Genomic DNA, 14,700 nt, shown 5'->3' on the forward strand with positions numbered 1-14,700 from the left:
CAGCCCGCTCAGTCCCCTCAACCCCCTCAGCCTCCTCGGCCTTCCCGCACGCCACGCCCGCAGACCGACCGTCCGCACATGGAGAACCCGCAGGTCCCGGCCCCGCAGTACCCGCCCGTCGACGACCGGACGATGAACCTCACGGCGGCGGCCCCCGAGCCCCCCGTACCGGTCCCCGGCGCCGCGGCCACCGCTCCGGCTCCCGTGAAGAAGGGCGGCAAGGCCGCCGGGCTGCTGAAGTCCAGCGCGGTGATGGCGGCCGGCACGATGGTCTCGCGCCTCACCGGCTTCGTCCGCTCCGCGATGATCGTCTCGGCGCTCGGCGTCGGCCTCCTCGGCGACACCTTCCAGGTCGCCTACCAGCTCCCGACGATGATCTACATCCTGACCGTCGGCGGCGGCCTCAACTCCGTCTTCGTGCCGCAGCTCGTGCGCGCGATGAAGGAGGACGACGACGGCGGCGAGGCGTTCGCCAACCGGCTGCTGACCCTCGTCATGGTCGCCCTCGGCGTCCTGACCGCCGCGTCGATCTTCGGCGCGCCGCTGCTGATCCGCCTGCTGTCGGACTCCGTCGCCAGCGACCCGGCCGCCAACAACGTCGGCATCACCTTCGTCCAGTACTTCCTGCCGTCCATCTTCTTCATGGGCGTGCACGTCGTGATGGGCCAGATCCTCAACGCGCGCGGCAAGTTCGGCGCGATGATGTGGACGCCGGTCCTCAACAACATCGTCATCATCGTGACGCTGGGCATGTTCATCTGGGTCTACGGCACCGCCGCGCACTCCGGCATGGAGGTCACGAACATCCCGCCGGAGGGCCAGCGCCTCCTCGGCGTCGGCATCCTGCTCGGCCTCGTCGTCCAGGCCCTCGCGATGATCCCGTACCTGCGCGAGACCGGCTTCCGGATGCGGCTGCGCTTCGACTGGCGCGGCCACGGCCTCGGCAAGGCCGTCACCCTCGCGAAGTGGACGTTCCTGTTCGTCCTCGCCAACCAGGCGGGCGCCCTCGTCGTCTCCCAGCTGTCCACCATGGCCGGGAAGGACTCGCCGGTCGACGGCACCGGCTTCGCCGCCTACGCCAACGCGCAGCTGATCTGGGGCCTGCCGCAGGCCATCATCACCGTCTCGCTGATGGCCGCGCTGCTGCCGCGCCTGGCCCGCTCGGCCGCCGAGCACGACGCGGGGGCCGTCCGCGACGACATCTCGCAGGGCCTGCGCACCACGGCCGTCGCCATCGTCCCGATCGCCTTCGGCTTCCTCGCCCTCGGCGTCCCGATGTGCACCCTGATCTTCGGCTCCTCCGGCACCTCGGAGGCCACGAACATGGGCTTCATGCTGATGGCCTTCGGCCTCGGCCTGATCCCCTACTCCGTGCAGTACGTCGTCCTGCGCGCGTTCTACGCGTACGAGGACACCCGCACCCCCTTCTACAACACGGTCATCGTCGCCGCCGTCAACGCGGGTGCCTCGGCGCTGTGTTACTTCGTCCTGCCGTCCCGCTGGGCGGTGATCGGCATGGCCGGCGCGTACGGTCTGGCCTACGCGATCGGCGTCGGCGTCGCCTGGGCGCGGCTGCGCAAGCGGCTCGGCGGCGACCTCGACGGCGCGCGCGTGCTGCGGACGTACGCGCGGCTGTGCATCGCCTCGGTGCCGGCCGCGCTGCTGGCCGGCGCCGCCTGCTACGGCATCGCCCACACGCTCGGGCAGGGCGTGATCGGCTCGTTCGCCGCGCTGCTGGCGGGCGGCGCGGTCCTGCTCGGAGTCTTCTTCGTGGCCGCACGGCGGATGCGGATCGAGGAGCTCAACTCGCTCGTCGGTATGGTGCGCGGACGACTCGGTCGCTGACCGGGCCGCAGCGCACAACCATCGTCCGCCGCCGTGTGTCGTGCATAGCGGCGGACTGTGGGCACAATTGGTTCGGCGTCGAACGGCGTGCACGATCGCCGGCGACGCGCGATGACATGGGGAGGCAGGGAGCGACGGTGGCGGAACGGAGCACGGCTGCCGTCGACGTGGCAGCGAACGGCGGCGCCGAGCCGCCGACCGCACAGGCGGACGAGTCCACGGCCGACGGCGTGGCCCAGAACCGGGAGCGGGACACGGACAGCGACGAGGTACAGGGGAGTGACGGGACGGAGCGTCCCGGGAAGACCTCGGCACCGGAGCTGCACAGCGGTCACAAACTTGCCAGACGGTACCGTCTCGAAGAGTGCGTCACCCGTCTGGACGGGTTCAGCAGCTGGCGCGCGGTCGACGAGAAACTCCGCCGCGCGGTCGGCGTCCACGTCCTGCCGGCCGACCACGCGCGAGCGCGGTCCGTGCTGGCCGCGGCCCGCTCGGCAGCCCTCCTCGGCGACCCGCGGTTCGTGCAGGTGCTGGACGCCGTCGAGGAGAACGACCTCGTGTACGTCGTCCACGAGTGGCTGCCCGACGCGGTCGAGCTGACCACGCTGCTGGCCGCCGGGCCCCTGGAGCCGCACGACGCGTACCAGATGGTCAGTCAGCTCGCCGCGGCCATGGCCGCCGCCCACCGCGAGGGCCTGTCCCATCTGCGGCTCACGCCGGGCACCGTGCTGCGCACCTCCACCGGGCAGTGGCGCATCCGCGGGCTCGCGGTGAACGCGGCGCTGCGCGGCATCGCCACCGACACCCCGCAGCGCGCCGACACCGAGGCGATCGGCGCCCTGCTGTACGCGGCCCTCACCCAGCGCTGGCCGTACGAGAACGACGCGCACGGCCTCGCCGGGCTGCCCAAGGGCGTCGGCCTCATCGCCCCCGACCAGGTCCGCGCGCACGTCCACCGCGGCCTGTCCGAGCTGGCGATGCGGGCCCTCGTCAACGACGGCGCGACCGCCTCCCGGCACGAGGCCGCGTGCACGACGCCGGAGGAACTGGTCAAGGCGATCGGCGAGATGCCCCGCATCCGCCCCCCGGAGCCGGTCTTCACCGCGCCCCCGGACTACCAGCGCACCACCTACCAGCAGGGCACGTACGGCCGTCCGGCCCCCCACGTCACCCAGCCGGTCCCGGCCCCGCCGCCCCCGCTCCAGAGCCGCACCGGCAAGGCCCTGAAGTGGGCGGTCTCCGCCCTCCTCATCGCCGCCCTCGGCCTCGGCAGCTGGCAGCTCGCGGAGGCCCTCCTCGGCCAGCGCGACTCCGACACCAACCAGACCCAGACGGACGACGACGGCGACAAGCCGAGCTCGGCACCGAAGCCGGTCAAGACATTGCCGATCGAGGACGCCGCCGAGTACTACCCGGACGGCAAGCCGCAGCACGCCGACGACGTGGGGCTGACCTACGACAAGAAGGCGTCCACGTACTGGCGGACGTACACGTTCACCGGCGGACCCACCCTCGCTCCCTTCAAGCAGGGCGTCGGCATCGTCTACGACCTCGGGTCCGAGCAGGAGCTGTCGGGTGCCTCGATAGAGCTGCTCTACGGCGGTGACCACACCACCGGCACCCTGTACGCCACCGACTCGCTCTCCTCCTCGGCTCCGCTCGGCTCGATGACGAAGATCGCCGAGAAGGAGACGAGGAGCAGCCAACTCACGTTCTCCGCCAAGTCCCCGGTGAAGACGCGGTACGTTCTCGTATGGCTGACGGCGCTGCCGTACTCGGGCGCGGACCAGTACAACGGCGCCGGGTACAAGCAGGCCATAACGGACGTGAAGTTCACGGGCTGACATCTCACCGGAGGGGGAGGAGGCCGATGGCGGAAGGCGCCGGGTTCGACGGTGTGAGCGATTCCGATCTGCTCGCCCGCCATGTGACAGGCGACCCCGACGCCTTCGGTGAGATCGTGCGGCGGCACCGTGACCGGCTGTGGGCCGTCGCGCTGCGGACGCTGGGGGACCGGGAGGAGGCCGCCGACGCCGTGCAGGACGCGCTGGTGTCGGCGTACCGGGCCGCCCACACCTTCCGGGGCCAGTCGGCGGTCACGACCTGGCTGCACCGCATCACCGTGAACGCCTGCCTCGACCGGGCCCGCAAGGCCGCCTCCCGCAAGACCTCGCCCGTCGACGACACCGAGCGCCTCGAACAGCTCCTGGAACCCCACGAGTCCGCCTCCGAGCCGGTCGAGCGCGGCGATGTGCACCGGCAGCTCATCGAGGCCCTGGGCACCCTGCCGCCGGACCAGCGCGCCGCCCTCGTCCTCGTCGACATGCAGGGCTATCCCGTCGCCGAGGCGGCCAAGGTGCTCGACGTCCCCACCGGCACCGTGAAGAGCCGCTGCGCCAGAGGGCGCGCGAGACTCCTCCCCCTGCTCACCCATCTCCGGCCGGAAAACAGCGGCGACGAGAAGGAGTCGGGCACCAGACGGAACCGGGGAGCGGGGACATCCGTCCCACCGGCAGCGGATCCCTGCGAAAAGGGTCCGGACGGAGCCGGGACCGGCGATTCAGCTACCGCGAAGGGCGGAGGTGGGCGAGCGTGACATCGACGACGGACACGGCCGGGCACCCGGACGTCGCTGAGCTCTCCGACCTCACCGAGGGCCTCCCCACGCCGTCCCGGACCACAGAACTGCGCCGGCATCTGGACGGCTGCGAGGTCTGCGCCGACACGTACGCGTCCCTGGAGGAGATCCGCGAACTCCTCGGGACGCTGCCGGAGCCGCTGGCGATGCCGGAGGACGTCGCCCTGCGGATCGACGCGGCGCTGGCGGCGGAGGCGGGGGCGGGGGCGATGGCCTCTGAGGCTGAGGTGGCTGAGGCTGGGGTGGTTAGGGCTGAGGTGGCTGGAGCTGGGGTGGCTGCCGATGCTGCCGATGTTTCACGTGAAACATCCGCCCCGGACCACACCCCCGACCGCACCTCCGACCGCCCTTCCGGTCACCCCCGCGCCACCACCGGCCCCGGCCGCAAGACCAAGGGACGCCCCCGCAGCCGTCGCCGTACAGCGGCCGTCCTCGGGGTGTTCACCGCCGCCGCCCTGGGCCTCGGCTCGGTCCTGCTCTCTTCTCTCGCCGGGGGCGACGGAGACAGCGGCGGTCCCACAGCGGCGGACACCTTCTCCAAGGGCACCCTCCAGGAATCCGTCGACGCCGCCCTCCAGGCCCACCGGTCGTCGTCCCGCTCCCCGAAGGGCGACGTCGGGATCCAGGGCACGGTCGAGAGCCCCCAGGTGCTCAGCGCGCCGAACGTCCCGGCCTGCGTCCTGAAGGGCACGGCCCGCACGGACTCGGCGCTCGCCTCGAAGGAAGGCGTCTACGAGGGCAAGGACGTCCTCCTCGTCGTCTTCCGCAACGCCTCCGACCGCACCCATGTCGACGCCTACCTCGTCGACCGCGCCTGCGAACAGCACCCCGCCACCCGGGCTGACGTGCTGCTCAAGCACTCGTACGCCCAGCCGTAGCCCCCGGCGCCCCGTCCACCGCGTCGACCGCCGCGCCCGAGCCTCCGTGTGCCCGGACACACCGGGAATGCACGCCCCTTAGTATCCGTTGGGTGGGGTGAGAGCGCAGTGATGCTCCCACCGGTCGAACGACGCAGACCAGAGACGAGGAACCTAGCCGTGAGCGACGTCCGTAACGTGATCATCATCGGCTCCGGGCCCGCCGGCTACACGGCTGCCCTCTACACCGCGCGGGCGTCGCTGAAGCCGCTGGTGTTCGAAGGCGCCGTCACCGCGGGCGGTGCCCTGATGAACACCACCGAGGTGGAGAACTTCCCGGGCTTCCGCGACGGCATCATGGGCCCCGACCTCATGGACAACATGCGCGCCCAGGCGGAGCGCTTCGGCGCCGAGCTGATCCCGGACGACATCGTGTCCGTCGACCTCACCGGTGAGATCAAGACCGTCACGGACACCGCGGGCACGGTCCACAAGGCGAAGGCCGTCATCGTCACGACCGGCTCCCAGCACCGCAAGCTCGGCCTGCCGAACGAGGACGTCCTCTCCGGCCGCGGTGTCTCCTGGTGCGCCACCTGTGACGGGTTCTTCTTCAAGGACCAGGACATCGCCGTGATCGGCGGCGGTGACACCGCGATGGAGGAGGCGACGTTCCTCTCGCGCTTCGCCCGGTCCGTGACGATCGTCCACCGCCGGGACTCCCTGCGCGCCTCCAAGGCGATGCAGGAGCGCGCCTTCGCCGACCCGAAGATCAAGTTCGTCTGGGACAGCGAGGTCGCCGAGATCCAGGGTGAGCAGAAGCTCGCCGGGCTGAAGCTGCGCAACCTCAAGACCGGTGAGCTGTCCGACCTCCCGGTGACCGGCCTGTTCATCGCGATCGGCCACGACCCGCGCACCGAGCTCTTCAAGGGCCAGCTCGACCTGGACGGCGAGGGCTACCTGAAGGTCGAGGCGCCGTCGACCCGGACCAACCTGACCGGTGTCTTCGCCGCGGGTGACGTCGTCGACCACACCTACCGCCAGGCGATCACCGCAGCCGGTACGGGCTGCTCCTCCGCGCTCGACGCCGAGCGTTTCCTCGCGGCCCTCGCGGACGAGGAGCAGACCGCCGAGAAGACCACCGTCTGATCCCCTCTCCCCCTGCACAGAAGATTTAAGGAGCCCCTGTGGCCGGCACCCTCAAGCATGTGACCGACGCCGACTTCGAAGAGGTCGTCCTCAAGAGCGACAAGCCCGTCCTGGTGGACTTCTGGGCCGAGTGGTGCGGCCCGTGCCGCCAGATCGCGCCCTCCCTCGAAGCGATCGCCGCCGAGTTCGGCGAGAAGATCGAGATCGTCAAGCTGAACATCGACGAGAACCAGGAGACGGCGCTCAAGTACGGCGTCATGTCCATCCCGACGCTCAACGTCTACCAGGGCGGCGAGGTCGCCAAGACGATCGTGGGCGCGAAGCCGAAGGCCGCGATCCTGCGCGACCTGGACGAGTTCATCGCCGAGTAAGGCTCAGCGCGAAGCGATGTTTCACGTGAAACGCGAGGCGCTGTTTCACGTGAAACATGAGGGCCGGCCCACTGGGTCGGCCCTTTCTCTTACAGCTTCTCTTACAGCGGCCTGAGCGCCGGCTCCTTCTGCACTGCCCCCAGCAGCCGGTCCAACGCCAGCTCCACGTCCTCCTTCCAGGAGAGCGTGGTCCGCAGCTCCAGCCTCAGCCGAGGGTGGACCGGATGCGGCCGGACCGTCTTGAAGCCGACCGCCAGCAGATGTTCGGCGGGGAGTACACAGGACGGCCCGCTCCACCGCGCGTCCCCGAACGCCTCCACCGCCTTGAACCCCCGCCTCAGCAGATCCTTGGCGACCGTCTGGACCATCACCCGCCCGAGCCCCTGCCCCTGATACCCCGGCAGGATGAACCCGGTCATCAGCTGCACGGCGTCCGGCGAGACCGGGCTCGTGGGGAACGCCGTGGAGCGCGGGACATAGGCGGGCGGCGCGTACAGCACGAACCCGACGGGTGCCTCGTCGACGTAGACGACCCGCCCGCAGGACCCCCAGTCGAGCAGGACGGCGGAGATCCACGCCTCCTTCTCCAGCGCCGGGGTCCCGGCCTTCACCGCTGCTTCGCCGCTGACCGGGTCGAGCTCCCAGAAGACACACGAGCGGCAGCGCTGGGGAAGGTCCTGGAGGTTGTCCAGCGTGAGCGGTACGAGCCGACGCCCCATGAAGCCTGTTCCTCGCTTCTCTCGCCCGCGGCGTCGCGAGCGGCTGCCAGAGCGCTCCGTTCTCTGAGCAGACTGCCGACGAACCCGCCGACCGCGCCCAGCCCGAGGCCCGCGCTCACCAGTCCGGTCCGGCTCATCGTTCGCATGGCCCCCGCCCTCCCCCTCAGAGGTGCTGCCCGGTGGATGCGCCATACCCGCCCGCATCGTATCCAGGAAGCGATGGCCTCGATACGCCGGAAAGGCAAAGAGCGGGCCGTGTTCCGGCACCCACCGGACACGACCCGCTCACCCTCCCGACAGGACGCCGAACTCCCCTGTCAGCTGCTACCGGCGCGAAGGACTCCGACGCGACAGACGCCGACCGCGGACCCGGCGACGGCCCGCCGGCCCACCGAGACCCGGCGAGCGCCCGCCGAAGCCTCACCCCCCGCTTACGCCTCCTCTTCCTCCCCGCCGCCGCCCTCAAGGAGCCCCTTCTGAAGCGCCGGCCCTTCGCCGGGCGCCAGGGAGTCGAGGATGCGCTCCAGGTCCTCCATCGACGCGAACTCGACGGTGATCTTGCCCTTCTTCTGCCCGAGGTCGACCTTCACCCGCGTCTCGAAGCGGTCCGAGAGCCGCGTCGCGAGGTCGGACAGCGCCGGGGAGACCCGGGCACCGGCACGCGGCCCCTTGGCCCGCTGCGGCGTCTGCGGCCGGGACCCCATGAGGGTCACGATCTCCTCGACCGCCCGCACCGAGAGCCCCTCGGCGACGATGCGGTGGGCCAGCCGGTCCTGCTCCTCCGAGTCCTCCACGGAGAGCAGCGCGCGGGCGTGCCCGGCGGAGAGCACCCCGGCGGCGACCCGGCGCTGCACGGCGGGCGAGAGCTTCAGCAGCCGCAGGGTGTTGGAGACCTGAGGGCGGGACCGGCCGATGCGGTCCGCCAACTGGTCGTGCGTGCAGTTGAAGTCCTTCAGCAACTGGTCGTAGGCCGCGGCCTCTTCCAGCGGGTTGAGCTGCGCCCGGTGGAGGTTCTCCAGGAGCGCGTCCAGGAGGAGCTTCTCGTCGTCCGTGGCCCGCACGATCGCCGGGATGGCCTCCAGGCCCGCTTCGCGGCAGGCCCGCCAGCGCCGCTCGCCCATGATGAGCTCGTAGCGCGAGGGTCCCGTCTGACGGACGACGACCGGCTGGAGGAGGCCGACCTCCTGGATGGAGGTGATCAGCTCGTGCAGGGCGTCCTCGTCGAAGACGTCACGGGGCTGCCGGGGGTTGGGCGTGATGTCGTCGAGGGGGATCTCGGCGAAGTGGGCGCCGATGGGCGGCGCCGGCAGCTCCGGCTCGGCCGACTCCGTCAATGTTTCACGTGAAACAGGCGCCGGAAGCGTGGCCACCTTCGCCGCGGCCACCCCGCGGTCACCGGCGAGCAGCGGGACCGACGCGGGGGACGTGGAGCCGCCTCCCAGCGCGGCCTGGGCCGGTGTCTTCTCGGTCGGAGCGGCTGGGATCAGTGCGCCCAGGCCGCGGCCCAGGCCGATCTTCCGTCGGTCACTCACTGGATCCCCTCCACCATGTTCGGGTTGTTCTGGGCGCCGATATGGGCGTGGGGAGCCTCGTAGCTGAGACCGACACCCTTCAGCGCGAGCTCTCGTGCCGCCTCAAGATAGGAGAGGGCGCCGCTCGATCCGGGATCGTAGGTCAGCACCGTCTGCCCGTAGCTCGGCGCCTCGGAGATACGGACCGAGCGGGGAATGCTCGTCCGCAGCACCTCCTCGCCGAAGTGGGTGCGCACCTCTTCCGCGACCTGCGACGCGAGGCGCGTCCGGCCGTCGTACATGGTGAGCAGGATGGTCGACACATGCAGGGTGGGGTTGAGGTGGCCCCGTACCAGGTCGACGTTGCGCAGGAGTTGGCCCAGGCCCTCCAGGGCGTAGTACTCGCACTGGATCGGGATGAGGACCTCCGCGCCGGCCACCAGCGCGTTGACCGTCAGGAGGCCCAGCGAGGGCGGGCAGTCGATGAGGACGTAGTCCAACGGCTGCTCGTACGCCTGGATCGCGCGCTGGAGCCGGCTCTCGCGGGCCACCAGGGAGACCAGCTCGATCTCCGCGCCGGCGAGGTCGATCGTGGCCGGAGCGCAGAAGAGGCCCTCGACGTCCACGACGGGCTGGACGACCTCGGACAGCGGGCGGCTGTCGACCAACACGTCGTAGATGGACGGCACTTCGGCGTGGTGGTCGATCCCCAGGGCCGTCGAGGCGTTGCCCTGCGGGTCGAGGTCGACCACCAGGACCCGGCCGCCGTGCAGAGCCAGGGACGCGGCCAGGTTGACGGTCGTCGTCGTCTTGCCCACGCCGCCCTTCTGGTTGGCGACCACGATGATGCGGGTCTGCTCGGGCCGTGGCAGGCCCTCACCTGCACGACCCAGCGCCTCTACCGCCAGTTGGGCAGCACGACCGATCGGGGTGTCGTCCATCGGGGGCGGTGTTTCACGTGAAACATCGTCCCCCAACGGTTCGGTACGGGGACCGGGGACCGGATCGGTCATCGGTCCCGCGATGTTGGCGTCGGACCGCAAGGATTCACTCTCCTCGACATCAGGCTCGCTATGCACAGAGCCTCCCATGCCTTCGGGGTCATGAACCAGTGAGGTCTGGTCTTCTGTGGAGAAATCCACCTCTGTGGACAACTCCGTTCCCTCATCGAGTGAACCGAGAGGCTTACGGTCGCGGGGTTCGGCCGCGGCGCGGCCACGGCTGATGATGCCGTGCAGCAGGGAGCGACGTTTCACGTGAAACACGATGCCCAGCGCCGCCCGCCGAACGGCCGCGACACTCCGTCAGATATCCACCCAAACGCCGGAAAGCAACCGGCACAGGCGGCTCCGCCTCCGGCGCGGCCCATAACCTGCGGCGTCGAGCCCGGTCCGCTACCTGCGGCGCCGAGCCCGCCCCGTCCGGGCCGCCTTGGCACGCTTCGCCGCGAACCGCACCCCGCCGGGGCTCTCGCCGACCTCGACGCGGACGACCGTGGAGAGCGGGTCCACGATGCCCTCGCCGACGTGGAGGATCGACGTCTCGACCGCGCCGAGCTTCGTCAGGGCGGTCGCCGCGCTCTTCAGCTCCTCCTCGGCGGCGTCCCCCTTCAGCGCGAGCATCTCGCCGTAGGGCCTCAGCAGGGGGATGCCCCAGGTGGCGAGGCGGTCGAGGGGGGCCACGGCGCGGGCGGTCACCACATGGACGGGCTGGAGCTTGCCCATGACCTCCTCGGCACGGCCCCGCACGACGGTGACATGGTCGAGGCCGAGCAGCTCGACGACCTCGCCCAGGAAGTTGGTGCGGCGCAGCAGCGGCTCCAGCAGGGTGATCTTGAGGTCGTCCCGGACCAGCGCGAGCGGGATACCGGGCAGCCCGGCGCCCGAGCCGACGTCGCACACCGTCACGTCCTCGGGCACCGCCTCGGAGAGCACCGCGCAGTTGAGGATGTGCCGCTCCCAGAGCCGGGGCACCTCGCGGGGGCCGATGAGCCCACGCCGTACACCCGCCTCGGCCAGCAGCTCGGCGTACCGGACCGCGTCCGCGAAGCGATCGCCGAATACCTCACGAGCCTCCTCGGGCGCAGGGGGGAGTTCCGCTGCCTCCGTCACGGGGACCGTCCTTCCGTACCGCACCGGCGCACCGAGCGCCGGCCGAAACCACCGGGGTGACAAAAGATCCGGCCCCGTCTGCACGACTGGACAGACGGGGCCGGGAGAAACGCGTCGGCCGAACCGGAGTTCTACCGGATTCAGCTGGGGAGCACGACGACGAAGCGCTGGGGCTCCTCGCCCTCGGACTCGCTGCTCAGGCCCGCCGCCTTGACCGCGTCGTGCACGACCTTGCGCTCGAACGGCGTCATGGGCTTGAGGCGGACCGGCTCGCCGGAGTTCTTCGCGTCGGCCGCGGCCTTGGCGCCCAGCTCGGAGAGCTCGGTGCGCTTCTGGGCGCGGTAGCCCGCGATGTCCAGCATCAGCCGGCTGCGGTCACCGGTCTCCCGGTGCACGGCCAGCCGGGTCAGCTCCTGGAGCGCCTCCAGCACCTCGCCGTCGCGGCCGACGAGCTTCTGGAGGTCGCGGCCACTGTCGCTGATGATCGACACGGAGGCACGGTCGGCTTCGACGTCCATGTCGATGTCGCCGTCGAGATCGGCGATGTCCAGCAGACCCTCGAGGTAGTCCGCGGCGATCTCGCCCTCCTGCTCCAGGCGGGTCAGGGTGTCTGCACCCTCGGCGGCGGCGGAGGTGGTGCCTTCCGTCACGGGATGGGCTCCTTCTTACTTCTTGGACGGGGACTTGGGGCGCTGCGGGCCACCCTTGCGCTGCCCGGACTGGGCCTTGCTGCGGCCACCGCCGGTGCCCGGCTTGGGAGCGGCCGGCTTGGCGGCGGGCGGGGTGTCCTGCGGCTCGTCGGACTTGGTGAGCGACGTCGTCGGGGCGGACTCACCGGCCGGCTTCGCGGCGGTGGGACCGGACTGCCGCTGGGACTTCGACTGGCGCTTGGGCTGCTGGCGCTTGGGGGCGCCGACGGGCGTCGTCGTACCGTCCTCGTTCTCGACGACCTGCACCTCGCTCTTGGCGACGCTGCCGTCGGCCTGCGCGGCGAGGCCCAGCTTGGTCAGGCCGTTGATGAACTTGCGCTCGGCCTCGTTGCGGTCGCGGCCCTTGGCGACGATCGCCTTGACGATGGCCTTCTCGCCCCGGCGGCGGATCCTGCCGTGGTGCGTGACGTGCTTGGTGAGCCGCTCCAGGTACGCGGCCTGCGCCTTCGAGCCCGGCGTCGGGTTGTTGCGGATGACGAACATCTGCTGGCCCATGGTCCACACGTTGGTGGTCAGCCAGTAGACGAGGACACCGACGGGGAAGTTGATGCCGAAGAAGGCGAACATGACCGGGAAGATGTACATGAGCATCTTCTGCTGCTGCATGTACGGCGTCTTGACCGTGGTGTCGACGTTCTTCGTCATCAGCTGGCGCTGCGTGAAGAACTGCGACGCCGACATCAGGACGATCATGATCGCGGTGACGACACGGACGTCCGTGAGGGAGGCGCCGAGCTTCTGGACCGTCGCCTCGCTGTCCATGAACTTCACGGCCAGCGGGGCGCCGAAGATGTGCGCCTGACGCGCGCTCGCCAGCAGGTCGTCGTTGATGACGCCGATGGTCTTGCCCGAGGCGATACCACTGAGGACGTGGTACAGGGCGAAGAAGAACGGCGACTGCGCGAGGATCGGAAGGCACGAGGACAGCGGGTTGGTACCCGTGTCCTTGTACAGCTTCATCATTTCCTCGGACTGGCGCTGCCGGTCGTTCTTGTAGCGCTCCTGGATCTTCTTCATCTCGGGCTGGAGCGTCTGCATGGCGCGGGTCGCCTTGATCTGCTTCACGAAGAGCGGGATCAGGCAGATCCGGATGAGGATCACCAGAGACACGATCGACAGGCCCCAGGCCCACCCGGTGTCGGGGCCGAAGATGGCCCCGTACACCTTGTGGAACTGGACGATGACCCAGGACACAGGTGTCGTGATGAAGCTGAACAGGCTGGCAATCGTGTCCACTAATCATGCTCCTTGGGCATGGGACGGGGGCTCTGCTGCCGACCCCGAAGAGCTGGTGCCTTCGGTGGCCGGTTCGGCGGCGGAGGTCCCGCCCGTGCGCGCACGCCAGGCGTCGCGCAGCATCTCGTGCCACCGCGGTCGTTTCCGCTGCGGCACGTGGTCCACACCGCCCAGGGACCACGGGTTGCATCGCAGGATGCGCCAGGCGGTGAGCGCCGTTCCCTTGACCGCGCCGTGCCGGTCGATGGCCGTGTATCCGTAGTGGGAGCACGACGGGTAGTACTTGCACACCGGCCCGAGCAGCGGACTGATCGTCCACTGGTACAGCTTGATCAGGGCCAGCAGCGGGTACTTCATCGCGTGCCCCCTCCCAACAGCCGTCGAAGGGCGGCATCGAGGTCCTGGGCCAGTTGAGCGTGGCCGGCGTCACCCGCTCCGGGCAGCGCTCGTACTACTACCAGGCTACCGGGGGGAAGCGAGTCGATCCGCTCGCGCATCAGGTGACGCAGCCGGCGCTTCACCGTGTTGCGCACGACCGCCTTCCCGACGGCCTTGCTCACGACGAAACCCGCACGCGTCGGGGGAGCGCTCTCCCCAGGCGCGTGCGGGTCCGTTGCATCACTGCGAAGGTGGACGACGAGAGTCGGGCGTCCGGCCCGACGGCCTCGCCGTACCGCGGTCGCGAAGTCCTCGCGCCGCCTCAGCCGGTTCTCGGTGGGCAGCACGACGGCATGACCTGACCGGGATCAGGCGGACAGGCGGGCGCGACCCTTGCTGCGGCGGGTCGCCAGGATCGCGCGACCGGCACGGGTACGCATCCGCAGGCGGAAGCCGTGGGTCTTGGCACGACGGCGGTTGTTCGGCTGGAAGGTGCGCTTGCTCACTCGGGGGCTCCAGAAATCAAATCGGGGGCGGCGGGTGCCGTCCTGGCTGTCACCGTGCGCCCACGAGTAGCTCTCGCTTACGCCCGAGTGCACCGCTTCCCGATCACCTGACGCGATCTGTGCCCATCGGAGGCAGGCGGCAGCAGCCATCGACAACTCGACCTGGTTACGGTACGCGGGGCTACGCCATCCGGTCAAACCAGGGGCCCGCGGGAGACACTGTCCACAGCCTGGGGACAACAACTTGAACCGTACCCCGCGCGCTGACTACCGTGACTGGACTCCGATTCGTTCCCATGTCCCCCACCCCACCCGATTTACATCCCGCACCGTCCCGAGATCACACGATCGTGGGACCTTCGAGAGAGCGTGCCCTGTGGCTGACGTACCTGCCGATCTTGCCGCAGTGTGGCCGCGAGTACTGGAGCAGCTCCTCGGCGAGGGCCGCGGCCAGGGGGTGGAGGTCAAGGACGAACGGTGGCTGCGGCGCACCCAGCCGCTCGCGCTGGTCGCGGACACGGCCCTGCTCGCCGTACCGAACGAGTTCGCGAAGAACGTCCTGGAGGGGCGGCTCGCGCCGATCGTCAGCGAGAGCCTGAGCCGGGAGTGCGGGCGGCCGATCCGGATCGCGATCACCGTCGACGAGTCCGCGGGCGAGCCCCCGGCCCCGCC

The 14,700-nt window shown here is 70.2% G+C and carries 15 protein-coding genes and 1 pseudogene; 7 read left to right on the plus strand and 9 right to left on the minus strand.

What is annotated here, in order from left to right; genetic code table 11:
- The 6 genes from murJ to trxA form a co-directional block, all read left to right on the plus strand.
- Positions 1-1,845 (plus strand): murein biosynthesis integral membrane protein MurJ (murJ, locus tag AOK24_RS36070; protein WP_055724195.1); only part of this gene is annotated, 1,845 nt, incomplete at its 5' end.
- Positions 1,846-1,982: 137 nt separating this feature from the next.
- The gene (locus AOK24_RS36075; protein WP_055724182.1) at positions 1,983-3,689 is read left to right on the plus strand and encodes a protein kinase family protein; all 1,707 of its coding nucleotides are present in this window, start codon (positions 1,983-1,985) and stop codon (positions 3,687-3,689) included.
- Positions 3,690-3,715: 26 nt separating this feature from the next.
- Complete coding sequence (gene sigM, locus AOK24_RS36080; RefSeq protein ID WP_055724183.1) at positions 3,716-4,441, plus strand: RNA polymerase sigma factor SigM; 726 nt, start codon at positions 3,716-3,718, stop codon at positions 4,439-4,441.
- Positions 4,438-5,361, plus strand: a complete 924-nt coding sequence (locus tag AOK24_RS48885; RefSeq protein WP_055724184.1) for an anti-sigma factor — start codon at positions 4,438-4,440, stop codon at positions 5,359-5,361. The genes sigM and AOK24_RS48885 overlap by 4 nt, the downstream gene beginning before the upstream one ends.
- A gap of 159 nt (positions 5,362-5,520) precedes the next feature.
- Positions 5,521-6,486, plus strand: a complete 966-nt coding sequence (trxB, locus tag AOK24_RS36090; protein ID WP_055724185.1) for a thioredoxin-disulfide reductase — start codon at positions 5,521-5,523, stop codon at positions 6,484-6,486.
- Between the two features lie 38 nt (positions 6,487-6,524).
- Positions 6,525-6,857, plus strand: a complete 333-nt coding sequence (gene trxA / locus AOK24_RS36095; protein ID WP_010353465.1) for a thioredoxin — start codon at positions 6,525-6,527, stop codon at positions 6,855-6,857.
- A gap of 101 nt (positions 6,858-6,958) precedes the next feature.
- On the opposite strand, the gene AOK24_RS36100 is transcribed toward trxA, so the two are convergent.
- The 9 genes from AOK24_RS36100 to rpmH all read right to left on the minus strand — a co-directional run bounded on the left by AOK24_RS36100 (position 6,959) and on the right by rpmH (position 14,028).
- Positions 6,959-7,576, minus strand: a complete 618-nt coding sequence (locus AOK24_RS36100) for a GNAT family N-acetyltransferase (protein WP_055724186.1) — start codon at positions 7,574-7,576, stop codon at positions 6,959-6,961.
- 431 nt (positions 7,577-8,007) lie between these two features.
- On the minus strand, positions 8,008-9,108 hold the full coding sequence (locus AOK24_RS36105; RefSeq protein ID WP_055724187.1) for a ParB/RepB/Spo0J family partition protein: 1,101 nt from the start codon (positions 9,106-9,108) through the stop codon (positions 8,008-8,010).
- Positions 9,105-10,178 (minus strand): AAA family ATPase, encoded by a 1,074-nt coding sequence (locus tag AOK24_RS36110; protein ID WP_079057171.1) that lies wholly within the window; start codon positions 10,176-10,178, stop codon positions 9,105-9,107. The genes AOK24_RS36105 and AOK24_RS36110 overlap by 4 nt, the downstream gene beginning before the upstream one ends.
- A 303-nt stretch (positions 10,179-10,481) precedes the next feature.
- Complete coding sequence (rsmG, locus tag AOK24_RS36115) at positions 10,482-11,198, minus strand: 16S rRNA (guanine(527)-N(7))-methyltransferase RsmG (RefSeq protein ID WP_055724189.1); 717 nt, start codon at positions 11,196-11,198, stop codon at positions 10,482-10,484.
- A gap of 140 nt (positions 11,199-11,338) precedes the next feature.
- Positions 11,339-11,848 carry a Jag family protein gene (locus tag AOK24_RS36120; protein ID WP_055724190.1) on the minus strand — a complete coding sequence of 170 codons (510 nt, stop codon included), beginning with the start codon at positions 11,846-11,848 and terminating at the stop codon, positions 11,339-11,341.
- 15 nt (positions 11,849-11,863) lie between these two features.
- Positions 11,864-13,144 (minus strand): membrane protein insertase YidC, encoded by a 1,281-nt coding sequence (gene yidC / locus AOK24_RS36125; protein ID WP_055724191.1) that lies wholly within the window; start codon positions 13,142-13,144, stop codon positions 11,864-11,866.
- A gap of 3 nt (positions 13,145-13,147) precedes the next feature.
- Positions 13,148-13,501 (minus strand): membrane protein insertion efficiency factor YidD, encoded by a 354-nt coding sequence (yidD, locus tag AOK24_RS36130; protein ID WP_055724192.1) that lies wholly within the window; start codon positions 13,499-13,501, stop codon positions 13,148-13,150.
- Complete coding sequence (gene rnpA, locus AOK24_RS46720; RefSeq protein WP_079057172.1) at positions 13,498-13,869, minus strand: ribonuclease P protein component; 372 nt, start codon at positions 13,867-13,869, stop codon at positions 13,498-13,500. Before rnpA ends, yidD begins: the two co-directional genes overlap by 4 nt.
- Positions 13,870-13,890: 21 nt before the next feature.
- Entirely contained in the window at positions 13,891-14,028 is a 138-nt protein-coding gene (gene rpmH / locus AOK24_RS36140; protein WP_003975051.1) for a 50S ribosomal protein L34, read from the minus strand.
- A gap of 376 nt (positions 14,029-14,404) precedes the next feature.
- Here rpmH and AOK24_RS36145 point away from each other — a divergent pair.
- Positions 14,405-14,700, plus strand: a pseudogene (locus tag AOK24_RS36145) (chromosomal replication initiator protein DnaA); the annotation flags it as partial.

Source organism: Streptomyces niveiscabiei, from assembly GCF_001419795.1.
Classification (GTDB): Bacteria; Actinomycetota; Actinomycetes; order Streptomycetales; family Streptomycetaceae; genus Streptomyces; species Streptomyces niveiscabiei.